This window comes from Collinsella sp. AM36-4AA, from assembly GCF_003467795.1.
Classification (GTDB): domain Bacteria; phylum Actinomycetota; class Coriobacteriia; order Coriobacteriales; family Coriobacteriaceae; genus Collinsella.
The window spans coordinates 1-26,522 of the sequence record NZ_QSHS01000021.1 but is presented as its reverse complement, the minus strand read 5'-3'; the positions used below and the strand labels follow the sequence as shown (position 1 = coordinate 26,522).

The 26,522-nt window shown below is 57.8% G+C and carries 18 protein-coding genes and 2 tRNA genes; 17 read left to right on the top strand and 3 right to left on the bottom strand.

Features of this window, described 5'->3' with window-relative positions:
- Positions 1–31: 31 nt before the first annotated feature.
- Complete coding sequence (locus tag DW850_RS07340) at positions 32–997, top strand: D-alanine--D-alanine ligase (protein ID WP_035136496.1); 966 nt, start codon at positions 32–34, stop codon at positions 995–997.
- A complete protein-coding gene (locus DW850_RS07335) occupies positions 991–3,885 on the top strand; it encodes a helicase C-terminal domain-containing protein (protein WP_117786708.1) in 2,895 nt (964 codons plus the stop codon). The genes DW850_RS07340 and DW850_RS07335 overlap by 7 nt, the downstream gene beginning before the upstream one ends.
- Here DW850_RS07335 and DW850_RS07330 read toward each other — a convergent pair.
- The gene (locus DW850_RS07330; RefSeq protein ID WP_117786707.1) at positions 3,882–4,799 is read right to left on the bottom strand and encodes a YafY family protein; all 918 of its coding nucleotides are present in this window, start codon (positions 4,797–4,799) and stop codon (positions 3,882–3,884) included. The two genes, DW850_RS07335 and DW850_RS07330, sit on opposite strands and share 4 nt — an antisense overlap.
- On the bottom strand, positions 4,786–5,808 hold the full coding sequence (locus tag DW850_RS07325) for a YafY family protein (protein WP_117786706.1): 1,023 nt from the start codon (positions 5,806–5,808) through the stop codon (positions 4,786–4,788). The genes DW850_RS07330 and DW850_RS07325 overlap by 14 nt, the downstream gene beginning before the upstream one ends.
- Positions 5,809–6,006: 198 nt before the next feature.
- Between DW850_RS07325 and DW850_RS07320 the strand changes: the two genes are divergently transcribed.
- Both DW850_RS07320 and DW850_RS10430 read left to right on the top strand, forming a co-directional pair.
- Positions 6,007–9,204 (top strand): hypothetical protein, encoded by a 3,198-nt coding sequence (locus DW850_RS07320; RefSeq protein ID WP_117786705.1) that lies wholly within the window; start codon positions 6,007–6,009, stop codon positions 9,202–9,204.
- 21 nt (positions 9,205–9,225) lie between these two features.
- The gene (locus DW850_RS10430) at positions 9,226–9,444 is read left to right on the top strand and encodes a hypothetical protein (protein WP_022094153.1); all 219 of its coding nucleotides are present in this window, start codon (positions 9,226–9,228) and stop codon (positions 9,442–9,444) included.
- Between the two features lie 66 nt (positions 9,445–9,510).
- Here DW850_RS10430 and DW850_RS07310 read toward each other — a convergent pair whose 3' ends face one another.
- Entirely contained in the window at positions 9,511–12,942 is a 3,432-nt protein-coding gene (locus DW850_RS07310; RefSeq protein WP_117786704.1) for a SpaA isopeptide-forming pilin-related protein, read from the bottom strand.
- Positions 12,943–13,239: 297 nt separating this feature from the next.
- On the opposite strand from DW850_RS07310, the gene DW850_RS07305 reads away from it, so the two are divergent.
- The 13 genes from DW850_RS07305 to DW850_RS07245 all read left to right on the top strand — a co-directional run bounded on the left by DW850_RS07305 (position 13,240) and on the right by DW850_RS07245 (position 25,937).
- A tRNA-Gly gene (locus DW850_RS07305) sits at positions 13,240–13,314 on the top strand.
- A 424-nt stretch (positions 13,315–13,738) separates the two neighbouring features.
- On the top strand, positions 13,739–15,085 hold the full coding sequence (gene purB, locus DW850_RS07300) for an adenylosuccinate lyase (protein ID WP_117640633.1): 1,347 nt from the start codon (positions 13,739–13,741) through the stop codon (positions 15,083–15,085).
- A gap of 141 nt (positions 15,086–15,226) precedes the next feature.
- Entirely contained in the window at positions 15,227–16,063 is an 837-nt protein-coding gene (locus DW850_RS07295) for an ABC transporter substrate-binding protein (protein WP_158551316.1), read from the top strand.
- Positions 16,060–17,859: a GGDEF domain-containing protein gene (locus DW850_RS07290; protein ID WP_117786703.1), complete on the top strand. Its 1,800-nt coding sequence runs from the start codon at positions 16,060–16,062 to the stop codon at positions 17,857–17,859. Before DW850_RS07295 ends, DW850_RS07290 begins: the two co-directional genes overlap by 4 nt.
- A 113-nt stretch (positions 17,860–17,972) precedes the next feature.
- On the top strand, positions 17,973–18,236 hold the full coding sequence (locus DW850_RS07285; protein WP_089572560.1) for a TIGR03905 family TSCPD domain-containing protein: 264 nt from the start codon (positions 17,973–17,975) through the stop codon (positions 18,234–18,236).
- The gene (locus DW850_RS07280; RefSeq protein ID WP_117786702.1) at positions 18,236–19,447 is read left to right on the top strand and encodes a twin-arginine translocation signal domain-containing protein; all 1,212 of its coding nucleotides are present in this window, start codon (positions 18,236–18,238) and stop codon (positions 19,445–19,447) included. Before DW850_RS07285 ends, DW850_RS07280 begins: the two co-directional genes overlap by 1 nt.
- A gap of 153 nt (positions 19,448–19,600) precedes the next feature.
- Entirely contained in the window at positions 19,601–20,323 is a 723-nt protein-coding gene (locus DW850_RS07275) for a response regulator transcription factor (RefSeq protein ID WP_117786701.1), read from the top strand.
- 11 nt (positions 20,324–20,334) lie between these two features.
- Entirely contained in the window at positions 20,335–21,900 is a 1,566-nt protein-coding gene (locus DW850_RS07270) for a cell wall metabolism sensor histidine kinase WalK (protein ID WP_117786700.1), read from the top strand.
- A gap of 118 nt (positions 21,901–22,018) precedes the next feature.
- Positions 22,019–22,897: a phosphoribosylaminoimidazolesuccinocarboxamide synthase gene (locus tag DW850_RS07265; protein WP_117786699.1), complete on the top strand. Its 879-nt coding sequence runs from the start codon at positions 22,019–22,021 to the stop codon at positions 22,895–22,897.
- Entirely contained in the window at positions 22,898–23,473 is a 576-nt protein-coding gene (locus DW850_RS07260) for a hypothetical protein (protein WP_117774211.1), read from the top strand. It begins immediately after the preceding gene.
- An 88-nt stretch (positions 23,474–23,561) separates the two neighbouring features.
- Entirely contained in the window at positions 23,562–24,842 is a 1,281-nt protein-coding gene (locus DW850_RS07255) for an aminopeptidase (protein WP_117786698.1), read from the top strand.
- Positions 24,843–24,870: 28 nt separating this feature from the next.
- Positions 24,871–24,946, top strand: a tRNA-Lys gene (locus tag DW850_RS07250).
- 193 nt (positions 24,947–25,139) lie between these two features.
- Positions 25,140–25,937: a TraX family protein gene (locus tag DW850_RS07245; protein WP_117769708.1), complete on the top strand. Its 798-nt coding sequence runs from the start codon at positions 25,140–25,142 to the stop codon at positions 25,935–25,937.
- Positions 25,938–26,522: the final 585 nt, after the last annotated feature.

Below are 26,522 nucleotides of genomic sequence, written 5' to 3'. Positions count from 1 at the left end.
GCTGCAAAAATTATAGAGGAGGAGTCTGCCCATGCCGGGTAAAAGCCTAGAGAACATGCACGTAGCGGTCTTGGCGGGCGGTCATTCCGCTGAGCGTGAGATCTCGCTCAATTCGGGAAAAAACGTCGTGGTGGCCTTGAAGGAGGCAGGCTACACTTCGGTGGAGCTGCTCGACACGGCCGCCGATGACTTTATGGTAACCATGGCGACCGGTGGCTTCGATGTGGCGTTTATCGCCATGCACGGTGCTGGCGGCGAGGATGGTGCCATGCAGGGCGCCATGGAGACCTTGGGTATCCCCTACACGGCCTCGGGCGTGCTTGCCAGCGCTTGCGGTGCCGACAAGGAGGTCTCTAAGCTCCTGTACGCCAAGGCGGGCATTCCCATTGCCCCCGGCCTCGCGCTCGAGGTGGGCGATGAAGTCGATATCGATCATATCGTCGAGGTTTGTGGTGAGCGCTGCTTTGTGAAACCGGCCGTCAACGGTTCCAGCTATGGCATTTCCCTGGTCCATGAGCCCTCCGAGCTGCCCGCGGCAATCGCCAAGGCGTTTGAGTACGGTGACAAAGTGCTGGTCGAGAAGTGCATCGAGGGTACCGAGATCACCGTTGGCGTATACGGCGAGGATGACGTGCGCGCCCTGCCGATTGTCGAGATCCGTAAGCCCGAGGACTGCGAGTTCTACGATCTGGACGTGAAATATGTCGACCCTACGGACATCCATCGCATTCCGGCGCAGATTTCACCCGAGAACTATGCTCGTGCCCAGGAACTTGCCTGTGCCGCTCACAAGGCCCTCGGTTGCCTGGGCATCTCGCGCAGCGATTTTATCGTGAGCGAGGACGGCCCCGTTATCCTCGAGACCAATACCATTCCCGGCATGACCGATACGTCGCTGTATCCGGATGAGATCCGCCACACCGACGACATGACGTTCCCGCAGGTCTGTGACAGCCTGATCCGTATGGGCCTTCGTCGAGCGGGCATTGCATGCTAATCGAGGACGCGGTTTCGTCAGGAACGCCGCAGTTTGTCATCGACTCCTATGCCACGCTTGCCGAACGCGCCAAAACGCAGTCCTTCGGCCTTATCGAGGAAGATGTGATTGTCCTCGATACCGAGACCACGGGTCTTTCGGTGCAGGACAATGAGCTGATCGAGATCTCGGCGGCCCGTCTTTCGGGCCGCGAGGTCGTCGACCGCTTCGATACCTTCGTGCATCCCAAGCAGCTGATTCCCGCCGAGATTACCGAGCTCACGAGCATTACAAATGCCGATGTGGCAGATGCCCCGTCGGCCGTTGAGGCCGTCGCCGCTCTCGCCGATTTTGTCGGTGGTTGCCCGGTGATCGCACATAACGCCACGTTCGACCGCTCGTTTATCGAGTCGGTCAAAGGCGGCGTCAACGTGAGCGATATTTGGATCGATTCGCTGGCGCTGTCGCGCATCGCGCTTCCGCGCCTGGCCTCGCACAAGCTGTCTTTTATGGCCGATCTGTTTGGCTGTGACTCGGTATCACACCGTGCCAATGCCGACGTCGACGCTCTGTGTGGCGTATGGCGCGTGTTGCTCGTGGCGCTCACCGACTTGCCCCAGGGCCTCATGACGCGCCTAGCCGACATGCACTCGGATGTGCCTTGGTCCTATCGTCCTATCTTCTCATTCTTGGCAGGGCAGAACCCTGGTTCTATCTTCTCTCTCAGCGCCGCTCGTGCTGACGTTCTCAAGGCCGATCGCGCCGACGATCGGGTGGACGCCGACGAACTGCCGGTCCTCAAGATGCCGAGTCGTGAGGAGATTGAGGCAGACTATGCGCCAGGTGGCCTGGTCAATCGCATGTATCCCACCTACGAGCCGCGTGATGAGCAGATCGCGATGGCGCTCGAGGTCCGCGATGCGCTGGTCACGGGCACTCATCGTGTAATTGAGGCGGGCACGGGCGTTGGCAAATCGATGGCCTATCTGGTGCCTTTTGCCGAGGCAGCACGCCGTAACAACATCACGGTTGGTATTGCGACCAAATCGAACAATCTTGCCGACCAGCTCATGTACCATGAGCTGCCAAAACTTGCCGAGCAACTGGACGGTGGTCTGTCATTTTGCGCTCTCAAGGGGTATGACCACTATCCGTGCCTGCGCAAGCTTGAGCGCATGAGCCGAGGCCAGGTCGAGATTACCACCAAGCGCGATCCGGCGGACACGCTCACGGCGGTCGCGGTCATTATGGCGTACGTCTGCCAATCAGCCGATGGCGACCTCGACTCGCTCGGCATTCGGTGGCGCAGCGTCAACCGCCCCGACTTTACGACGGCCTCGCGCGAGTGTGCCCGTCGCCTCTGCCCGTTTTTCCCTGATAAATGTTTGGTCCACGGTGCTCGCCGTCGTGCGGCGTATGCCGATGTGGTGGTCACCAACCATTCCCTGCTGTTCCGCAATGTCGCGGCTGAGGGCAGGATTTTACCCCCGATTCGTCATTGGGTAATCGACGAGGCCCATTCCATCGAGCGCGAGGCGCGCCGCCAGTGGGCGCGCGTGGTGTCGGCGGACGAATCACGCGTTCTGTTTGAGCGCCTGGGTGGCTCGAGCACCGGCGCGCTAAGCCAGGTTTCCCGTGATTTGGCAACCACCGAGGGTTCTACGCTCTATTTGGGCCTTACTGCCAAGGCGACGTCGACGGTTGCGCGCGCGAGCATGGCAATCGCCGACGTGTTCGATGGCGTTCGCGAGCTCGGCCGCCGTGCCCGTGGGGGTTATGACAATGCCAATCTATGGATTGGCCCCGAGTTGCGCGAATCTGACGACTGGCATGATTTCTTACAGTCGGCCTACACAGCCATCGACGCATTGGAACAAGCTGACAAAAGCGTCGAGGCGCTGGTGCAAGCCGTCGCCGCCGACAAGCCCGAGGTTGTTGTCGACCTGGGTGATATCTCGCGCCGCCTGCACGAGCTTGCTGAGAACCTCAAACTCATCATTGATGGCACCGATGAACACTACGTGTATTCGCTGCAGGTTAATCGCAGGTTGCGTGCCGGCGGAGAGTCAATGACCGCAGAGCGCATCGACATTGGCGAGGCCTTGGCAACTGAGTGGCTGCCCGAGGTTCACACGGCTATCTTTGCCTCGGCGACCATGACGGTGTCCAAAAGCTTTGAACACTTTAACCACGCGGTCGGCCTCGATCGCATCGGTGCTTCAACATCCTCATCGCTGCACTTGGACTCGAGCTACGATTTCGATTCGAACATGGCTGTAGTCGTTGCAGGCGATATCCCCGATCCGCGCGATCGTGAAAGCTATCTTACGGCGCTCGAGCGCGTGCTGGTCGACGCCCATCTTGCCATGGGCGGATCGGTGCTCACGCTGTTCACCAATCGGCGCGACATGGAAGACCTGTACGCCCGCGTTGAGCCCAAGATGGCCCGTGCGGGTCTGGAGCTCAACTGCCAGCAGCGCAACTCATCTCCTCGTCGCCTGCGCGACCGGTTTATCAACGAGCCGACCTCGTCGCTTTTTGCGCTTAAGGCCTTCTGGGAGGGGTTTGACGCCAGCGGCGAGACGCTGCGTTGCGTCATCATTCCCAAGCTGCCGTTCTCGAGCCCCACGGACCCGCTCTCGTGCGAGCGCAACCTGCGCGAAGACCGCGCTTGGGCGCGCTATTCGCTGCCCGAGGCGGTGCTCGAGGTCAAGCAGGCGGCCGGCCGCCTTATCCGCTCGTCGACCGATTGCGGCGTGCTGATTCTGGCCGACCCGCGCCTGGTGACGAAGGGCTACGGAAAGAAGTTCTTAACGTCGCTGCCCACGAGCTCCTATCAGCGCATCGAATCGGCGCAGATCGGTCACTATCTGCAAGTGTGGCGCGCACGCCACGAGCGGCGGCGCTAAAGCGGACAGACGAGGGTTTTTGCCATTTCGCACAGACGCTTTGACAAGGCGGGGTCATCCAAGATGCGGATGGCTCCGCCCGCTGCGATTATCTGGCTCAGTAGCCAACGCTCGGAGCCGTAATGCACAGTTACCGTTGCCTTGTCTGCCCCGCTGCGCTCGATGAGGGTGATGCCGGCCCAGTCCAGATGCTCCGCCATATCGAATGGCATCAGGAGCTTTGCGCTACGCTGCGTCCGGGCAAGGGAATCGTGGAGGGATGCGACGTCCGGTGCGTGAGGCACGACGGAGTCTTCCGTCAAGGTGAGTCCCTCGATTTTATCCATGCGATAGGTGCGCTGCTCATCGACCGCGATGTCCCAGGCAATTAGGTATGTTTGGTCGCCGTTTGCCGTAATGCGCAAGGGGTCGACCAGACGCTCGCGTGGCCGCGCATCGTCCATCGAGCGATACGAGATGCGGCAGCGAACGCCGTCCTGAATGGCGCAGCTCAGCTGCTGCCAGTGCGACCCGTGGTTGACGGTGTCAAAGACGCGCTGGTTATAGCCGAGCTCTTCGGGCAGAAGAGCATGTCGAATCCGAGCCGCCGCCTGGGGCTCGATCCCCAACGATTCAAGTTCATGGTTGAGCACAGCGCCTTCGGCGGCACTCAGGCGCAGCGGTAGCACACGCCCGGCGTCACCGGTGAGGACCACACGCTCGCCGCGGCATTCGCAGATGATGCGCGCGCCCGATTCTCGGTCCGCGAGCGTCGAGACGATCTCGAGAATCTCGTCGAGCGACACCCCCGTGATGTCAAAGCGGCTGCAAATCTCGGTTCGTGTCATGCCGTTCTCGCCGGCGGCGTAGAGGGCCTCCATGATGTCGATGGCGCGCGAGAGTCTCTGCTCGCTGGTGAGTTTACGCACGGGCATGCTCACGCACCGTCCTTTCAATGAGGTGGTTCCACGCCTGCTTGAGCGATTTGGGGGCCATGGGCCTCATGCCGTCCGTGGCGTGGGCCATGCAAAATGAGGCGGCGGCTTCAAGGTCACGCACGTCAACGGTCCAGGTCCATCCCGCATCGGTGTGTGCGAGCTCACCTCGCCCGCGCGTGAGGCCGTTGATCATATCGATCTGCGTCTGAGGGGCGAACGAGAACGTGGCTGCAACGGGCGGTCGGTCGGCAAAATCGAATTCAAAGAACAGATAGTCGTTGAGATTGAAGTCCGCGGGGATGGCGTAGGCCTTCGAAGGACGCCAGGCGCGAACGATACGGTCGCAGCGGAATGTCCTGATGTCGTCGGTGACATTGTCGAGGCCGCAGAAGTACGCCACGCCCTCGCGCTCGAACATGCCGTAGACGCAGACGGTACGTTCTTTCTGCTCGCCGCGTCCGTTCTGATATAAAAATCGCAGCGCGCACCGCTCGGCAAAGGCGCTCCATACCGCATCGACGGTGGGAGAGCGGCGGATCGGTGCATCGTCCACCGCCGACATGCCGGTGAGGTAGGCAATCTTGGAGCGAATATCGGCAAGCGGCGCGGCAAAGGTGGATGAGCCGGCCGCTAACGTCTGGTCGATGGCGTTGAGCAGGATATCGGCGTCGTCTGCGGTGATGAGGCCGCCTGCCGCAAACGTGTGCTCGCGGTCGATTGTCCACGAGCTTTCCTCGGTCTCCTGCGCACCGGCGGGGCGAACCTCCTTGATTAAGATGCCACGCTCGAGCAGTTTGTCACGATCGCGCCGAAACTTGCGCTTATCCGAGTCGATGTTGCCCGAGCCATATCCCAGGTCAGAATCCAAGACGATCTGCTCGGTCGTCAGCGGTTCGGGGGAGCTGTTGAGCACAAAGAAAAGATTGAGGATGCGCTGGGCCGTTTTATCGAAACTGGGCTCCGAATTCCCCTTTTTAATTGTCGCGGTCGCGTCGCTTGCCGTCATAGAGTCCTCGCATGAGAAGGTGGTTTGCTGCCATGATTTTAGTCCGATATGGAGATTAGGCTATATCCTTGTCCGCTCGGGGCGTTAAGATGGCCCGAATTCGGTCGTTTGCGCTCGCTCGGGGTATACTTTCGACTATATACGGTTCTAATGTGCATGCATTGGGCCTATTTGTCGGATTATGGATGTGGAGCGCACATGGCGAACACCCAGAACTATATTAACCACCTGCTGCAGAACACCGGCATCACGCCGGCATGCAGCGAAGAAGAGCGCTTGGCTGCCGAGGATATCGCTCAGATCTTCCGCAACCACGGCTTTGATCCCGAGGTTCAGGAGTTCAATGCCCCGGCGCCCAGCAGGTTGGCATTTGCCGTTACCGGTATTCTTGCGTTTGCCGGCGCCCTGCTGATGGGCATCGGCGGCGGCATCGGCTTGGTCGGCACCTTGCTGGCCATTGTCGGCGCCGTTCTTTACGTGCTCGAGCGCACGGGCCACCCCGTGGTTTCACGCCTGGGCAAGACGGGCGTGAGCCAAAATGTCATCGCCTACCACAAGGCCTCGGGCCCGCTCGCGTCTCCGCGCAACCGCCCGGTGGTCGTTGTCGCACACTACGACTCTCCCCGTGCCGAGCTGCTCGCCCGCGAGCCCTATGCTTCGTATCGTGCGCTCATCGCCAAGCTGTTGTCCGTTGCCACGGTTGCCCCTGCTGCCGTTGCCATCTTGCGTATCCTGCCGCTCCCCGGCGCGCTCAAGGTTCTGCTGTGGATTGTCGCGATCCTCGCTTCCCTCGTTGCGCTCGCCAACGCGGCAAACATCATTTCTAACCGCTACATTCTTCCCTATACGTCCGGCGCGGTGTGCAACAAGTCTTCTGTCGCCGCTATGCTCGGCGTTATGGACAACGTTGCTCCCTTCCAGGGCGAAAACGAGTTTCCCGACGATGTTCCGTTCGATACCTATTTTGGGGAGCAGAAGCGTCGTGCCGAGGAGATGGCGCGCGCAGCAGCGGAGTATGCCGCGGCCCAACAGCAAAACGACTACGGCAACACCATCGAGTATGAAGAGCCTACCTACGCCGAGGATGAGTTCGGTCAGCCGATTGCTCCCGACGCTCAGGCCGAGCCCGAACAGGGTGAGGATTTCGACGAGCAGATCGAGGGCTTTGAGGGTGCGTCTGCCGACGAGACGCTGATTGGCGCCATTGTGCCCGAGGATCAGAATCAGGCTGTCCAGGCCGAAGAGTTCAATGACGAGGTTTCCGCTGCCGAGCCGGCGGAGGAGCCTGTCGCGGCCGAGCCCGAGCCCAAGCTCTATCGCAATGCCGCCGGCAACATCCGCTTTGGTTCGGATGCCATCCGTGCGCTCGGGATGCTTCCCGAGTCCTGCACGCTCGATTACGAGGAGGGCGAGGAGCCGACGTTTGAGCCCGAGCCTGCCCCCGTCGTGACTGCACCTGCGCCCGCCGTCACCGTGGATGATGAGTCTGCCGCGGTTACCGCTGCCGTTGCCGAGCCCGAGGCGGTGTCCGCGATCGATCCCGCGGCAGGACTGGACATTTTGGCCCCCGCCGCGCCGGCGCAAGACGTTGCGGACGAGCCTGACGACGATTACGTTGAACAGCCGAGGCGCGTGTCTTACGAGAGCGATACTGATTTTTCGGCCGAGATTCCCGCGGCAACGCCCCATGCCGATATTGCATCCGCGTTCTCTTCGATTGGCGCCAGTGCTTCCAACTTCTTTAAGGGTGCGCTTGCAAAGGGCAAGAAATTTGTCGACGATTTCGAGGAGAAGCGCGCTGCCGCACGCGAGGCTGCCGAGCAGGAGGCTATCGCTCAGCAGCAGGCAGCCGAGGCGGCACGTGAGCGCGCGGCGCAAGAGCTCGAGCAGAACGAGGCTATGCAGTCCGTGCCCGTCGACGCTGCCGAAGCTACAACGTCCTTTGAGTCCCAGCAACCGGCGTCCACGGATGTTGTTGAGGCGACGACGTCTTTCGAGGCTCAGCAGCACGTCGATAGCACCATGTCGTTTGATGCCGCGCAGTTCGATTCCACGATAACGTTTGAAAAGCAAGGCACCGCGATTGCCGAGCCCCTTCCTGTTTCCGATGAGCAGGGCGACGCGGCAGACGATGGCGAGCCCATTGATGCTGCCGAAATTCAGGATGCTGCCGAGGACGAGTCCGTCGAGGTCAACTCTGACGAAGAGCAATACGCGGCAGCCGATCAAGGTGATTCGGCCGAGGTCGAGCAGGAGGAGGTGCCTGCGGTTTCCGAGACTCCCGAGACGGATGAGTCGAGGCCTTACTCCACGCAGATTTTCACCATGCCGACCCCGAGTGGTTCCGGTGCCACGGTTGCCAATGTCGCTCCCACCCAGGACGAAACGGTCGATTCCCTTATGGCCCAGATTTCCTCCCAAGCATCGCCGCGTCCGCAGATGAATGTTCCCGATCCGGCGTCGGCACCGTCGCCTGCACCCTCCTCGTCTCCGCTGGCTTCGGTCCCCGATCCGTCGCTGCCGTCGATGAAGCAGACAAACGTTGCGTCTCGTACGTCGCTGTTCGACCTTCCCGATCCCTCCGCACAGGTCAACGACCCCTTTGCTACCGCCCAGGGTCCCGAACCCACATCGGCACCCGTTGCGCCTCCTATGCCCGTTGCGTCGGGCGCACAGCCGATCGAGACCATTTCGGCTCCCGCCCCTGCGGCACCCAAGTCTCGCAAGCGCGGCCTGGGCGGCCTGTTCGGTCGTAAAAAGAAAAACGAACAGGACAGCATGAGTGACTGGCTGGGCGTCGAAGACGATTACGATGCCAAGAAGTCCGGTCGCGGCATCGGTTCGTGGGATAATTTCGAGGACGACAACGATGGCTGGAAGGGCGGCGCTACGTCTTCCGACGGCGCTTCTTCCGAAGATATGCTCTCGGCTGTCGCCTCTATGGGTGACGATGAGCTGCTCGGTCACGATATCTGGTTTGTGGCAACGGGCGCCTCGGATTGTGATGGCGCCGGCATGAAGGCCTTCTTGGCTTCGCATCGCGATAAGCTCCGCGGCGTATTCTTCATCAATCTTGAATCCGTCGGCGCCGGTAGGCTTTCGGTGGTGACGGTTGAGGGCGAACAGCAGCTGCTCAAGGGCGATCGCCGCATCATGAACCTGGTCAGCAAGGTGTGCAAGTCGTTCCATGTCGATTGTGGCGCGCTCGAGATGCCCTATGCCAAGACCGATGCCTATGCCGCGCTCGAGGCGAGCCGCCGAGCCCTCACCATCGCCGGCGTGGACGGCACGCGCCTGGCTTGTGCTCGTACCGAGGACGACTTGCCCCACAATGTCAACCCGACGAACATTGCCACGGTATCCGAGGTCGTGACCGAGGTTATCCGCCGTTCGTAGACGGAGCTCTAAGGAGTCAACGTGTTTTCGTATATTAAGCGCCATTGGCCTGTCTACGTGATTTTGACCTTGATTGCCATTGCGTTAGGATTTGGGGCTGCCTACATCGTGGGTGCGAAGGGCTCGACCCCCGCCTCCGCAATCAGCGAAGAGGTGGAGCAAGAACAGAGCACGGGCGCCGATGGGATTCCTGAGTCCGAGCAAGCAATCGTTGATGGTGGATCTTCGTCTGCAGAGTAGATGCGGCGATTTAGATGATTGAAAGCGGGCGAGCCGGGGGACTGGCTCGCCCGCTTTTTCATCGCGCTAACGCTTCTTTGGGATTGACCTAAGGCGAGCGAACCATAGGGCTGCGGCACCCGAGGTCAGGAGCGCGGTGATGCAGGCGGCGATGGGAGCTGATCCTGTTGCCGGTAGGTCCCGCGGTAGGGTACAGCGTTGAATGACACTGTCCTCGTCATGTGACTCAAGTTTATCGCCGCCGCCGTTGCGGCAAAGATCGACGCGTGCGCTGTTGGTGAGTGCAGTTTGGGGTGTGTAAGCCGACGTTGCCTGCATGTGCACGACTGCGCCCCGAGCATCTGTGCCAAGGATTGCTTTGGCATCGTCAAGGTCGTCGTGCTCATCTTTGAGATCATCGCGGGTCCAAGAATCCGTATCGCTTCGAGTCGTAAAGTCGGCGGCTACCGCACCGTATTCAATGCGAATGCCCGTCACGACGGTATTGGATGCAAGGTCGAGTTCTTTCGCCTCGAGTGTGGCGGATTCCGTGGTCGAGACATCCGCCTTCCAGAGGTGCCAGCCGTCGTAATCGACGAGGCGGCAATCTTCACCCAGACTCTCTTTTACTTCGTCGGACTCAAGCCAAGGATTTTCGTGCCCATCGTCAAGCGTCGCGTTTGCCGGCTCATCGACGTCTGTCGAGTCCAACGGCGTCGTGCGATACCACACGTTGCACAGACCGTTGAGGTCGCCGATGGCGACGGGGGTTTCGATTGAGACGAATCTCGCCGTGCCGTCTTTGGCGCACTCAAGATCATCGGTAATCGTAAACTCATCAACCCAAGTAGCGGAATCGTTTCGAGCATCGATGGTATAGGAGAAAAGTCCGTCCGTATTGGTTTGCATCGCGGCGCGGTTTTTTCCATCGCCGTTAGCCAACAGACCCTTCCCGATAGGTTGGACAAGTTCCTGACGCTTGTCGACCTGTCCTTTGATCTCGATGGGCGCATCCTTCATCGCGACGGATTGGACTTCTCCCGTATCCTTTATTTCAAACGTTATCTCCTCGGCAAGGTCATAGGTCCGCGGAGACATCGTTTCGCGCAACGAGTAGGTGCCGGGTGCAAGATGTTCGATGCGGTGCGGCTTGTCGGATGAGGTCCAGGAGTCTATTTCGGTTTTATCGGGACCATATAAGGTGAGCTGTGCGCCTTTCACTTCCTGCTCTCCGCTTGCATCGACCTTGGAGATATCAACCTTGGTGTAATCGTCGGATACGTTAAGCCGTGCTTCCACAACGGGTGTTTTCTGGTCGGCATAGGTAAGGTCGACGATATGGTGCGTCCGGTCGAGTAAGAAGCCGGTCGGCGCTTGAGTCTCGACAACCTCGTAGCGTGCGGTGCCAGATCCCAGCGGGAGGTCGTCCGCGCGTGCTTCTCCAGTTTCATCCGTCGTGACGGTAGCGACAGTCTCACCGTCGAGCGCGGCAATGCTACCGTCGGGGCGCACGATATCACCTGAGGCACGGATCTCAAAGATGGCGCCCGCGAGGCTGCTGCCGTCTACGGCATCGGTTTTAACGATCCTGATGTTTCCGGTCGCGGCGCGGTCATAATACGAGACGATTGCAACGGGCGTTAGGTTTATATCGGCGGGTATGTTTACCTCGATCTCCTCGCCGACAAGATAGGGCTCTTTGGCCGAGGTTTCGCGTACATAATAGGTGCCCGGCACGAGCGATTCGGGCAGTGTGACGGTCCCAGTCGCGTCAGTCGTAAAGGTGTCCATTACGTTATGTGTTGGATACCAGCAAGTTTGTGAGACAGGTTCGTGATTGCTGTCGAGTAGTTGGAAGGTGAATCCGGCTAGTGGAACAGAAGCGCCTGTTTGGGCATCGCGTTTTATAATTTGGAGATGCGTCGACAGAGCGTGGTTGTCCACGATATATTGAAGCTCGGCGCCGTCGGAAATCTGATTGGCCCCGACGGTCCATTCCCCTGCACGTTTAAAACCCTCGGGGACGGTTTCCGGAACCTCGCGAACGGTGTAGCCGGCGCGGTCGTATGGGATGGCTCCGTGGACACCGGCGGGTCGCTTGCCTGCGCCGAACCATGCTTCTGACGGATCTTTGGTGGAGGCAAAGCCATAGATGTTTGTGGTCAGTGTGCCAACAACCTGCTGAGAGCTGTTGCTGACAACTTCAAAGACAACACCACCCGCCGGCTGCTCCAGGCCGGATTGGTCGCTATTGCTGTAATCCTTGAATTTGGAAATCTCAAGGTCAAACGCAATGGGGATATCGGAAATGCGAGATTCGATCTCGACCACGCCTGAATCGCCGAGTTGGTCGGCTCCAACGGTGTAAGACCAACTGTCACCGGAGGGCAAATAGCCCTCGGGCGCCTTCGATTCATAGATGGTAAAGGTTCCCAGGGGGACATCGGTGAGGGTAGCTCGACCGCTTTCATCGGTCCTGAGAGTTTGTGTCCATCCAGGGGTTGATTGCGATACGCACACGAATTCTGCTCCTGCGAGCGAAGCCCCAACTTGGGGGCCTGCATTCGTTGCGGCGTCGAGTTTTACGACATGCAGGGTGATGGCGCCGGGTTGTTCATCGATGGCGACCTGCCCGCCATCATTCCCCGTGGTAAAGGCAACGCGATCGGGGCGGGGGACATAGCCGGCCGGCGCCTTCGTTTCAACTAGGTAGTATGCCGTGTTGGGTAGGAGTGTTGCCTGCGCTCGACCGTTGCTGTCCATCTGGACGGTGCCGACACGCGCGCCGCTGGCGCTCTCAAAAATATCGAATGTTGCCCCGGTAAACTGATAGGTATTGTTTCCGCTGGTAATAACAGTGTTCGCAGACTGCTTTTGGAAGGAAACAGAGACCGCCGGCAGTACATAGAGCATGTCTTGACGTCTGCTGCCGCCCGATACGGTTCCTAGATAGCGCCGCGCGCGGTGCGGAGCGGCTTTGAGGCTTCCTGATTTTGCGCTGTCGTGGAGCCACCGCGCAGCCGCCACGACTTCATTGTCGGCGGTAAAGTGCCCACTCTTGGTTTTGCCCTGAGCGGTCGTGTAGGAGTAGGTGCCGTCGACATGGGTAGTGCCGTTGAGCATCCATACGGCAAGCTGGGTGGCGGCGCGGGCGCGATCGGGTGAAAGATGGTAACCGCCAAACGACGTGGCGGTAGGATATCCGTGACAAACGATTGCCGCGAACTCGTCGTCGAGCCACACCCAGCCTTGATCAAAGTTGAGCCATGGACCGCCCGGCTTGGTGGGCCCGGGGCGTTCCTGGTTCATGCAGTAGGCAATCGAGGCGTCTTGAGCTTCATACTTGCCGATGAAGAAGGGCCCACAATCATCGCTAATAGTACGGAAGCCGAGCTGGTCGTAGCCATCGACGGCAAATGCGGCTCCCGGTGCCAGGCAGCCGAACAGCAGGAAGAGGAGCAGGAGCAGCGGACCTGTTGCGATTGCGCTGTGGACAGAGTGCGTGGGTGCGTTGGACATGGCTGCTCCTTATCCCTCGTGCGCCGCATGGGGAGGTTGCGACGCGTAGGATGAGGCTACCCCCGAGGTTCATGCGGGTAAGTACCGGAGCCTGACCAAAAGCTTGCCCAATTCCTGACAAATTGAGCTCAAATACAACAATCAGGCAAAAGCGCAGGTAGAAGATAAGGAGAACAGGAGGCCAAAGGTCCTCATCTCCACAATTGATGCGATTTTCAAACGAATCTCCACGGCTAAAACAAGCATCGCCACCCTTGTATCGAACAAGACAACCGCGTTATACTAGCCAACACACAAGCGGGCATCGCCAAGTGGTAAGGCATCAGCTTCCCAAGCTGACACTCGCGGGTTCGAGTCCCGTTGCCCGCTCCATTCGAATTTCAGGCACGGTAACGTTTCGTTACTGTGCCTTTTTCAATAAAGTGCCGGGACTCGAACCCGACAGGGTGCGAGCGTTAAATAAACGCGAAGCGTTTATAGCGAGCAGGCAAGGTCGCCGATAGGCGACCGCAGCCGGTGCGGATTTGCGAAGCAAATACGCGGACGTCCCGTTGCCCGCTCCATCGAGCGCGGGAGACCTTGGGACGGCCAATTCAACAAAGTCTTCCCCATCGTCTCCGTGAATCCGAGGAGATCGACCGCAGCCGGTGCGGATTTGCGAAGCAAATACGCGGATGTCCCCATGCCCGCTCCAATTCCAAAATGTTAGGTTAATGCCTGCTGCCCATACTCGCACCCGCGCACGGTACAATGGTTGGGTTACGACCAACGTGCCAATAACCAAAAAGGAGCCGCTATGATCGATCGCTATACCCGCCCGGAGATGGGACATATCTTCTCCCTCGAGAACAAGTATGCCATTTGGCAGGAGATCGAGGTTCTGGCCTGCGAGGCCCAGGCGGAGCTCGGCAAGATCGGCATTTCTAAAGACGAAGCCCAGTGGATCCGCGACCATGCCAACTTTGAGAAGGCGAAGGTCGATGAGATCGAGGAGGTCACGCGCCACGATGTCATCGCCTTCCTGACCAACATGAAGGAATATATCGACGCCGATGTTCCCGAGGGCGAGCCCAAGCCTAGTCGCTGGGTTCACTACGGTATGACCAGCTCCGACCTGGGTGATACTGCTCTGTGCTATCAGCTTACTCAGGCGTGTGACCTGATTATCGAGGACGTCAAGAAGCTCGGCGTGATCTGCAAGCGCCGCGCCTTCGAGGAGCGCAATACGCTCTGCGCCGGACGCACCCATGGCATCCATGCTGAGCCGATGACCTTCGGCATGAAGTTTGGCTCTTGGGCATGGGAACTCAAGCGCGACCTTGATCGTCTTGAGGATGCTCGCAAGAACGTTGCCTTCGGTGCCATCTCCGGTGCCGTCGGCACCTACAGCTCCATCGAGCCGTTCGTCGAGGAGTACGTCTGTGAGCACCTGGGTCTGGTTCACGACCCGCTGTCCACGCAGGTCATCAGCCGCGATCACCACGCCTATCTTGCCGGCGTGCTTGCCACTACAGCGGCTACCTGCGAGCGCATCGCGACCGAGGTCCGCAACCTGCAGAAGACCGATACACTCGAGGCCGAGGAGCCCTTCCGCAAGGGCCAAAAGGGCAGCTCCGCCATGCCGCACAAGCGTAACCCCATCACCATGGAGAAGGTCTGCGGTCTGTCGCGCGTCGTGAAGTCCAACGCCCAGGTCGCCTTCGACAACGTCGCCCTGTGGCACGAGCGCGACATTTCGCACTCTTCCGCCGAGCGTGTCGCCCAGGCCGATAGCTTTATCGCGCTTGACCATATGTTCCAGTGCCTCATTCGCGTTATCGACGGCCTGCAGCTGTATCCGGCCCGCATGATGGCCAATCTCAACAAGACCCGCGGCCTCATCTTCTCCTCCAAGGTCCTGCTTGCCCTCGTCGATACGGGTATCACCCGCGAGGATGCGTACGCCATTGTGCAGGAGAACGCCATGGCCACCTGGCACGAGGTGCAGGATTGTGTCTCTGGCCCCACCTTTAAGGAGCGTCTCGAGGCCGATCCGCGCTGCACCGTCAGCCAGGAGAAGCTCGACGAGATTTTTGATCCGTGGGACTTCCTCACCCGCATCGATACGGTCTTCGATCGCCTGGAGCAGCTGAGCTTCGAGTAGGGTTAACCTAATTCGACCGCTTGCGGATGCATTTCAACCTTTGGCGCCTTGCCCGTCTTGGGCGAGGCGCTTTTTTTACTGTCGCATATGCGCCCGGGTAATAAAATGAACTCCGACTGCTGTTTCGATGAAAGGGGGCACGTGCCCAGACGCATCAAGCGGGCCACCATCGTCTCGTTTACGCTCATACTCCTTGTTGCCGTCTGTGCGGGCGCCCTGACGTATACCGTTCGAAGCAGTTCTTCCTCCTCGAATGAAGCCGATAGAGATCTCCCGGTGCTCAAAATCGGCGTTACGGATAACGACCCCTATGTGTATGTCGATACCACGGGCGATTACGCCGGTATCGATATCGACATCGCCCGCGAGGCCTGCAAGCGTGCGGGGCTCAAGCCACAGTTTGTCGATATTGACTGGAACGATCGCGACCGGCTGCTCAAAAACGGTGATATCGATTGCCTGTGGTGTGACTATTCTCCCTGTTATCGCGAGGATAAGTATTACTGGACCGAGCCGTATCTAACCGTGACGGTCTCGGTTGCCGCCAAGAAAACGAGTGGCATCAAGTCCTTGGCACATCTCGATGGAAGTAAGACCATTGCGGTGATTGCGGGTTCGGTGAGTGAACGCCGATTGCTTGCGGGGGATCTGGGGGTCTCGTCGGACGTTCAAATCAAATCATATGGCTCTGCCGAACTCTGCAAAGCCGCTCTAGTCAAAGGGTACGTTGACTGCTGGATGGCGGATGTCCAGTCGCTTGACCGACTCGTTGCTCAGTATCCCGGCGTTTACCGTGTGTTTGCCGACAATGTTATGACGGTTGACCTGGGCGTCGCGTTTGATGACAGCTATGAAGGATCGGTCGTAAAGGATCTCAATACCGCGCTGTTCGACATGGATCGAGATGGCACGATTGACCGTATTGTGGGCAATTACAAGACAGGAGCGACGACGGGCGGGCAAGGAGGAAATTCATGACAACTGATGAGCACCGCTTGAGTCGAAAGACTCTGAACGTCATAGCTGCCAGCGTTATTGTCAGCGCCGTCTTGTTAGGCCTGTTGTATACGGTTGGAACCCATCGCTGCCTCGAAAAAACGCTTGGGTTTGGCCAAGAAACCATGGTGTTTTTGGAGAACGCTTGCGAAAAATATGACCGCTACGAACAGGGGAGAAAAACCGAGGCGACGCACGATTTGCTCGCCGCGGTCGAATCGTTTGTGACGTTCCTGTCCTCTGATCGCGTTGAGGTTAACGACGATCTTATCGAGCAATTTGTCCATGCCGAGAACCTTTCGGGGCTGATGGTCATGGACTCCGATGGCCATATGGCTGCCCACTACGACATCGATGGTCGCGATCCGCTCATGTTGTGGCGAGATGAGTTGGCCTGTTCGCCGGTCGCATCGATGTATCAAGGTTCCAAAGTGACCTACTCAACTGTCGATGAGCGCCGTGGTGTCGTTTTTGCCGTCTGTGCTGTTCCGTATGGCGACGGCGTTGCCCTGGCATACCGCTCACTTGTTTCCGATACGGCGGACGACTATTCATATGCCATAGCCGACGTGCTTTCGAACAGTACCTTCCACCAGGGTCCCACGGTGCTTGTTATGGAGGATGCGGAGATTGTCTCATCCAACAGTGCCGATGCTGACGTGTCGCTCGCCCGACTCCTCACCAGCGTAGGAGTTGAGTGGAAAGACGACGGCCTGACGCGCATCGAATATCGAGGAGACGAATGGTATGCCGTGCGTGCGGCATATAAGGACTACCGCCTGTTTGCGCTATATCCCAAATCTGAGGTCATGTCTGACAGGATTTCATTTGTCGCCGTCGGCGTCTTGGTGTGTCTTGCGTTTTGGGTCGTGGTGCTGTTGGCTCGAAATATCGTTGACCACCGCAATTTGGTCGAAAAGGATAAACAGCTCGGCATTATCAATGCCATAAGCGCCATCTACGATTCGACCTTCCTTTTGCATCTCGACACCCTCGAGATCGAGGGGATCAATATGTCGCCGGCGATAGCGAAGATATTTGCCGAGCACAGCGAGGCATATGACTTTATGGACACGGTCTGCCGGGATATCGTGAGCCCCGAAAGCCGCGAAGCGGTTGTGGGACTCGTAGATATAAGTTCGCTTCGTGAACGTATGGAGGGCGTACCGTACTTGGCTGCCGAGGTGCGAGATTGTCGAGGCGCTTGGTACTCGCTACAGGTTGTCCCCCAGCATCGCGATGAGCAAGGCCGGCTGGAGTCGGTCGTCGTGGCGACGCACAACATATCGATGGTCAAGCATGCCGAGGAGCTGTCATATCAAGACAAACTGACGGGGCTTCGCAACCGCAACTATCTTGAATCGCGCGGAGATAGCCTGGTAAACGAGGACTTGCCCGTGAGCGTGATTATGTTGGACTGCAATTATCTCAAGCGGACCAACGACATCTATGGTCACGAGATGGGGGATGAACTGCTGCGACGGACGGCGTCCGTGCTGCGGCGGGTGGCTGGTGCGGATTATCTGCCGATGCGCCTTGGCGGCGACGAGTTTTTGCTGATTTGCCCCCATACTGACAACGAGTCTGCGCTCGGGCTGGAACAGGATCTTCGTCTCGGTCTTGCCGCGGTAAGCGATGAGGCCCTGACGGTCAGCGCATCGATTGGCGTGGCGACCGTCGAGACGGCTGGAAATACGCTGGCCGATGTATATCGTGTCGCCGACCACAATATGTATCGGGAGAAGCGCACGGTCCACGCACAGGGTGCGGACTGCTAATCTTGCCCCCGCGAGTCCATGCATCGTAGGATGTTGAATCGGTGCTTGCGATAATAAGTCGGCCCAGGCGGGGATAATAGACGTCTGAAATTTCTTTCTGAGAGGGGATCTCAATGATTAGTTTTGACTACAAGCCGCAGGGTGTATGCTCTCGCAATATTCACCTCAATCTCTCTGACGATGGCAGCAAGGTGCTGGGCGTTGAGTTTACCGGCGGCTGTGACGGCAATCTCAAGGCAATCTCCAAGTTAGTCGAGGGTGCTCCTGCCGATCGCGTAATCGAGGTTCTCGCCGGTAATACCTGCGGTATGAAAAAGACCTCTTGCGCCGATCAGCTTACGCGCGCTATCGAGGCCGCTCGCGCCGAGATCGCCTAATGGGTATCGCCGACCACATCAAGAATGGAATATCGCGCCGTGGCTTTGTGCTCGGCGGTGCTGCCGCGGGCGCTGCCACGGTGCTTGCCGGTTGCTCGAAAAAAACGGGCACCAGCGACGATGCCGCCGGCGAGCCGCAGGTTATCAAGGACGATTCGAAGATTGTCTCGATCACTGATGAGTACGAAGCTGTTGATATCGATCTTGAGCCGGCGGCGTCGTGGACGCTGCCGCTGGGCACGCTGCTGTACTACTGCGATGGCGACTACGCCGCCGCGATGATGGCGCCTGCTTCTGCTCTGCATGCCAATACGCTTGGTGTGCTCAACCTGGGCGATGGCTCGCTTACCACATTAATCGAGGATCCTATCGAGGGCACGGGATATGCTTTTTACGATGTCCGTGCCGGCGATGGCGTGTTTGCGTGGGTTGAGATGAACTTTGCCAATTCATCGTGGAAGCTCTACGCTCAAAATCTGTCGGGCGCCTCGCTCTCTGGCGACGTGGCTGAGCTCGATCGAGGTGGCAAGGACTATGATCCGCCCCTGTTTACGGCGTTCGGGTCATCGGTCATCTGGTATAAAATGCCTTCGGCAGGCGGCAATAAAACGAGTAGTGATTCGTTTTGCTATCGTCGCTCGCTTGATGAATCCAAGGCCGAGGTAATTTGGAAATCGATGGGCCGCTTTGCATCGGCCCCGCGCGCGAGCGACGGCATTTTGACCATCTCGCCGCGTGTCCGCAACGACGAAGGCGTCTACTATGGCATAACGGCAATCGATCTGACCGATGGCAACAACACCAAACGTGCCCAGCTAGTCCTTCCCTCGTCAGTCTCGCCTTTCGAGGCCGTATATATGGGCGATACCTTCGTGTTTTCTATCGAGGCGACCTATAGTGACGTGGGCAGCCTGGGCAACATGGGCACGTATATCGGTAATGAGGGAGGGCCATACCTCTTTCTGTCCCGCGAGCCGCTCGCATGTGCTGCCGGCAAGAAGAATAAATATCTCGTTAAGGTACAGGCATCGCATTTTCTCATCGACACCTCTGCCAAGACCTATGGCTCGCTGTTGTCGCCCGACCGCGCTTTGGAATATGGCGATTATCCAGCTACGGCGGGAAAATCGGACTCATTCCTTACGTACGCCACGGTGCGCAACAGCCAGGGTATACCCGAGACGGTCACCGCACGCCTATTCTCTCTTTAAGCTTAGAGGGGTTAAAAAGGCGCCAACAGGGGAATAAACGCGTTGTAATTGTGAGTACCGCCCGCCGAGCTGCCGCGTCATAGTGGCATCCGGCGGGCTCAGGTGCGTTAAAATGGGCTTGTTCTTAGCTGATTGAGACAGGGGGGCCGTGTTATGGCTTCAGATGCAAAAAAGATTCTGCTGGTCGAGGATGAGAAGGCAATCCGTGACGCCGTCGCTGCCTATCTCGAGCGCGAAGGCTACTGGGTTGTGGGTGTCGGCGACGGCCAGTCCGCGATCGAGGAGTTCGAGAAGCATCAGTTTGACCTGGTCGTGCTCGACCTTATGCTCCCCAAGATCCCCGGCGAGCGCGTTTGCCGCACCATTCGCGATACCTCGGATGTCCCCATCATCATGCTGACTGCCAAGGGCGAGATCGAGGACCGTATTATCGGTCTTGAGCTCGGCGCCGACGACTATCTGATTAAGCCGTTCTCGCCGCGCGAGCTTGTCGCGCGCGTACGCGCCTTGTTCCGCCGTGCCCATCAGGCCGACGAGCCAGCCGTCGAGGTACTCGACTTCGGCGATCTGGTCATCGATATCTCGGGCCACAAGATTTTGGTCGAGGGCAAGGAAGTCGACCTGACGGCTTCCGAGTTTAAGCTGCTCACCACGCTTGCCCGTCACCCCGGTCGCGTCTACAACCGCATGGAGCTGGTCGAGAAGGTGCTCGGCTACGACTTTGAGGGCTATGAGCGCACCATCGATAGCCACGTGAAGAACCTTCGCGCCAAGCTGGGCGATGATCCCAAGAAGCCCAAGTGGCTCTACACCGTCCACGGTGTCGGCTATCGCTTCGAGGCTTCGGCCAAGACCGATAAGTCGGACGAGAAATAGGGAAATCACATATGACACCTGCGCGCTTTGAAATCGGACAAAAGCACAAGCAGGAGAGCGAGGCGGGTTCCAAGGCTAGTTGGAACACGCCTCGTTCCGATTCACGGCCAACGATGAGCTATCCCTCGCGCATGGCACTTGCTTTTGCTCTGACATCGCTCATGACGGTATTGGTGCTGGTGGGCGTGGTCTCTGTTGTGTGGGGCACGGTCTTTTCGGATTACACGCGCTCCAATATCGTCGAGATCGCCAATTCTGCTGCCGAAAAGCTTGCGACGTCGTATGAGGAAAACGGCAACTGGACTGCGGGCGAGCTGCGCACGGTCGCGACATCGAGTTTGGTATCCGACGACCTGAGTATGCAGGTCGTCAACAAGAAGGGCGTTGTCGTCTATGACGACTCATGGCCTTCGGCAAGCGCGACCGCCGATGTGCGCGAGAGCGAATCGGCGTCGAGCAGCTCGAGCGGTAAAAAAGCATCGCATAGCCCGGTCTCGTCTGCTCCAACCGACTCCGATAGCGTTGCCAACGTCGAAATCATAACGTCTTCGGGCGAGCATGTCGGACAGGTAAAGCTATGGGCCATCGGCTCCGATGCCTTGCTCACCAAGGCGGATTCTGCATTTAGGGAGAAGACCTTTAACGCCATGGCCCTCGCCGCGGTTGTTGCAATCTGCATTTCGGTCGTTATCGGATCGCTCGTGTCGCGCATGCTCACCAAGCCGATTCATCGTATTACGAGCACGGCCAAGCAAATTCGCGATGGCGATCTGTCCGCTCGTACTGGTTTGCGCGGTGATGACGAGATTGATCAGCTGGGTGAGACCTTCGATGAGATGGCCACTTCGCTCGAGAAGGATATGAAACACGAGAAGCGCCTGACCTCAGACGTGGCTCACGAACTTCGTACTCCGCTTATGGCCATGCTCGCAACGGTCGAGGCCATGCAGGATGGCGTATATCCTACCGACGATGAGCACTTGGAGACTGTTGCTTCCGAGACGCGTCGCCTGGCTCGTCTGGTGCAGCAGATGCTCGACCTGTCGCGCATGGAAAACAGCACGGCTCCGCTCAACCTTGAGCCGGTGGACATGGTTCCTTTCGTGCGTTCCATCGTCAATGCCCAGGAGCGCCTGTTTGTCGACCGCGATCTGCGCTTGCGCTTTGCTGACGAGACGCAAGGTCACGACGATGTCGTCGAAGCCGATCCCGACATGATCACACAATGCGTCATCAATCTCATGAGCAACGCCATGCGCTATACCCCCGAGGGCGGTTGGGTCGTGGTGTCGGTGCTCAGTGACCGCAAACACGTCAGCGTTGCCGTTTCTGATACCGGCATCGGTATTGCCAAGGATGACTTGTCGCGCATCTTCGGCCGTTTTTGGCGCGCCGATGCCAGCCGTGCCCGTGAGGCGGGCGGTCTGGGCGTGGGCCTCGCCGTGACTAAACAGATCGTCGAGCGACATCATGGCTACATTTCCGTGGAGTCGGAGCTTGGAAAGGGTACGACTTTTACGATTCATCTGCCTCGCGAGCACACGGCGGACGCGGCATCTACTACAATGGAGCACTAGCTTTTCGCTATTCGGTGAAGGAGGGGTTTCGTCCCTGCCGCTCCGAGTTTGCGAAAACGTGCGGGAAAGAACCCGCATTACTGTCGTATTTTGGTAAGGAGTGACTCACGTGACAACGATGGAGCGTCGTCCGGATTCCCGTGGCAAGGTTCGTGATATCTACGATGCCGGTGAAAACCTGCTGATGGTCGCCACCGACCGCATTTCTGCGTTCGACTTCATTCTTCCCGACGAGATTCCGTTTAAGGGAGAGGTGCTCAATCGCATCTCGGCATTCTGGTTTGATAAGTTTGCCGACATCGTCCCCAACCATCTCGTTTCCATCGACCCGGCGGATTTCCCCGAGGAGTTTGCTGAGTATCGTGACTACCTCGCTGGCCGCGCCATGCTGGTTAAGAAGGCCCAGACGATTCCTATCGAGTGCATCGTCCGCGGCTATCTGACCGGTTCGGGCAAGAAGACCTACGACGAGAACGGCACCGTCTGCGGCATCCAGCTGCCTGAGGGCCTGACCGAGGCTTCCAAGCTTCCCGAGCCGCTGTTCACGCCGTCCACGAAGGCCGAGATCGGTGACCACGACGAGAACATCTCGTTCGAGCGTTGCTGCGAGATCGTGGGCGAGGACATCGCCACGCAGATTCGCGACCTTTCCCTCAAGATCTACAAGGCCGCTGCCGAGTACGCCGCGACCCGTGGCATCATCATTGCCGACACCAAGTTCGAGTTTGGTGTCATCGATGGCAAGGTCACGCTGATCGACGAGTGCCTCACGCCCGATTCCAGCCGTTTCTGGCCTGCTGCCAGCTACAAGGAGGGCAAGATCCAGCCCAGCTACGACAAACAATTCGTCCGCAATTGGCTCAAGGCCAACTGGGATATGACGGGGGAGACCCCGCACCTGCCCGCCGAGGTCATCGATGGCACGTCCGAGCGCTATCGCGAGGCCTTCCAGATCATCACGGGCTCCCAGTTCACAAGCATGAAGGAGAACGCATAAGTGAGTACCCGTAGCGCCACGAACAAGCGCACGCAATCCCACGAGGTTACCGGGGTTGCGCGCAAGTCCGCCGCATCTGCTAAGCCTGCCCGTCAGGCAGCGAGCTCTGTCCGCGTCGTGCCGGCTTCGTCTAAGGCACGCCGCAAAGAGCTCGAGAAGGGCGAGAACCTCGAGGGCCTCTCTAAAGAGGAGAAGCGCGCCCGCAAGGCTAAGCAGCGCGCCAAGGAGGACCGCATCTACACGGTGTCGAATATCCTTCTCAAGCAGGATGAGGACTACACCAAGCGCCGTCGTATCTGGTGGGCCGTGCTTACTATCGGCATGGTACTCGTCGTGGCAATTTGGGCTTCGCTCTACTTCGCTCCCGCTGGCATGGTGTCCAGCCCTGTCCAGATGGTCGGCATCGTTTTGTCCTACGTCGTCATTTTGGGTGACTTTATTTACGACTTCGTTCGTATTCGTCCCCTGCGTAACATGTACCGCACGCAGGCCGAGGGCATGTCCGAGAACAAGCTCAACGCTCTTATTGAGCGCGCGGCTGCCGAGGAGGACAAAAAGGACTCCAAGAAGAAATAGCGTTTGCATGCATACTTATCGCTAAGATATAAGGCGCGTCGTTTTTGCGGCGCGCTTTTTACTGTTCTATAGATAGATGGAGTGGCACATGATTCGAGCTGCCCTGACGGTCGAAGAAGCTCTGGAGGGCATGAAGGCCCTGGAGCCCAAGATTAAAAACTATGCGCGTCTGGTTGTCCGCAAGGGCGTAAACGTCAAGCCCGGCCAGGAGGTTGTCGTTCAGTCTCCGGTAGAGTGCGCGCCTTTTGCCCGCGTGGTGGTCGCGGAGGCTTATGCCGCCGGCGCTGGCCACGTGACGGTCATTTGGGCCGATGATGCCGTGACGAGGCTCACGTACGAGCATGTCGATAAAAGCTATTTTGAGCAGACGCCCGAGTGGAAGCGCCTGCAGCTTGATTCACTGGCCCAGGATGGTGCCTGCTTTGTCTTTATCGAGGGGGCGGATCCTGCGGCCCTCAAGGGCATCGATCCAGCCAAGCCGGCCGCGGCATCCAAGGCGAGGAATACGCAATGCAAAGTTTTCCGCCGTGGACTGGATTACAACATCAATCCGTGGTGCATCGCCGGCGCTCCGGTCGTGGCTTGGGCGCACGAGGTGTTCCCGGGAGACGCCGATGAGGTTGCAATCTATAAGCTGTGGAATGCGATTCTGCACACCGCGCGCGCCGATGGCCAGGACCCAGAGAGCGACTGGGAACTCCATGACGCCGCATTCGAAAAGAACCTGCGTTTTCTGAACGACAATCGTTTCGACTACCTGCATTACGCCGCGGCAAATGGAACCGATCTGACGATTGGCATGACGAAAGGTCACGAGTGGGCCGGCGGCAAGGGCAAGACGCCCGAAGGGCACCCCTTCTTCCCCAACATTCCCACCGAGGAAGTCTTCACTTCGCCCGATCGCATGCGCGCCGACGGTATCGTGTACTCGGCCATGCCGCTCATCCACCATGGCAATAAGGTCGACGATTTTTGGATTAAGTTCGAGGGCGGCCGCGTAGTGGACTACGATGCCCGTGTGGGCAAGGCAACGCTCGCAAGCATCATCGATACTGACGAGGGCGCTGCTCACCTGGGAGAGGTCGCGCTCATCTCCAAGAACACGCCGATCCGCGAAAGTGGCGTACTGTTCTACGATACGCTCTATGACGAGAACGCTAGCTGCCATCTCGCGCTAGGTGTCGGTTTCCCCGAATGCATCGAGGGTGGGTATGACATGTCCAAGGAAGAGCTCCTGGAGCATGGCGTTAACGTCTCGAGCACGCACGTCGATTTTATGATTGGCACGGACGACATCGATATTACGGGCATTACGCCTGATGGACGTGAAGTTGTGATTTTCCAGAACGGCCAATGGAGTTGGGAATAGTCCCAGACCGTGGTACAATGCCACCCGCGGGCCGTTAGCTCAGCTGGCAGAGCAGGGGACTTTTAATCCCAAGGTCCAGGGTTCGAACCCCTGACGGCCCACCATAGAATGGAAAAGCGACTGGCGGATGCCAGCCGCTTTTTTGTTGCCGCGACGTGGCTTCGAACCCGAAAGGGCGCGGAGCTGAGTAAACGCGTGAGCGTTTGCCAGCGCAGCGCGCAAGGCGCGAAGCGCCGCAGCGGCCGCCTGCGGAGCAGGCTGAACCCCTGACGGCCCACCCAAAGTAAGGAATACGAAATGAAGACAAATAGATACGGAATTAGCGGCAGCACATTAAAGATAATAGCAGCCATTTCGATGGTTCTCGATCATGTAAGCAGGATTGTCTTGACCAATGGAATCATGACTCACGCATCGTACAGTCAGATATCAGACGAACAGTGGGCGATTCTAAGCGAGGCTTCGGATATGCTTCATGTTCTTGGCAGAATTGCATTTCCCTTATTTTGCTTTTTGATAGTTGAGGGATTTTTGCATACTCATGACTTAAAGAAGTACCTGCGAAATATGCTTGTCTTCGCAATCATTGCGGAGCCCATATACGATTTCGTCCAAACCGGGCAACTATTTGACCTTCGGCAACAAAATGTTATGTGTGAGCTCCTGCTTTCCTTGGTCTTTTTGATTGTTCTGGAAAAGATACAAAGTCTTTCAAAACGGAAAAGATACATCGCAGAAACTGCTCTGATTGTTTTGACAGCACTGGCAGCTGAATACACTAAACTAGATGGCGGTGTGTATGGCATTATGCTTGTGGCTGCATTCTATTTATTCCACGACAGCAAGGCCAAGATGTTCTTTGCTGCAGTATGTGCAGTGCTCCTTTCGTCATGCCATATAGTTGGCGGCGGATTTGAGTTTGCTACAGCTAATGTATTTAATCCTGATGTTGCTGCCGCGGTCGTTTCGTTGCTGCTTATCAATCTTTATAATGGTAAGCGAGGGCTGAAGCTCAAATATTTCTTCTACATTTTCTATCCGGCACATCTTGCTCTGCTTTATGGTGTCTCACTTATTGTTTTGAACTGTCTTTAAAAACTCTCAAACAAGTCTCTGAAAACGGAAACAAATTGACTCTAAGACTGCTTGTGAATTTCCGGAAGACCTGAGAGATGCGAGGATAGGCAACGAGGGCTGCAGAGAGATGCTTCTCAGTTCTCTGGCGGATCGCACGTATCTGTATGAGGATCACTTCCACACACTCATTAATAACAGTGATAAACACGGCAGATCCTCAAAACATGAGGCTGTGGAGGTCGAACGATGCTTCGAAAGCATGAATGGCAGCGAGAAAATGAGTTCGGAAGCGCCCTCTGGATGATCCAGCATAGAATAGAAAGCGATCGGCTCCGGCTGGTCGCTTTTTTGTTGCCGCGCCACGGGTTCGAACCCGAACTTCTCTATATATAAGAACGCTTGGCGAACAAAACCTGCCTTTTACCGACGGGAAACAAATAGCTGATGCTTTTGGAGTAAAGTGGCGCTCCAGAGATGACCGATGCCTTAACACCTATAAACCAGCTGGTCATCGCCAATATCAGAAGCCAATGCTTCAGTTTTAACCTCAGTGATGCGACTGAGGGACCTATTCATTTGTGAACAAAATATGGAGTGCGCGAT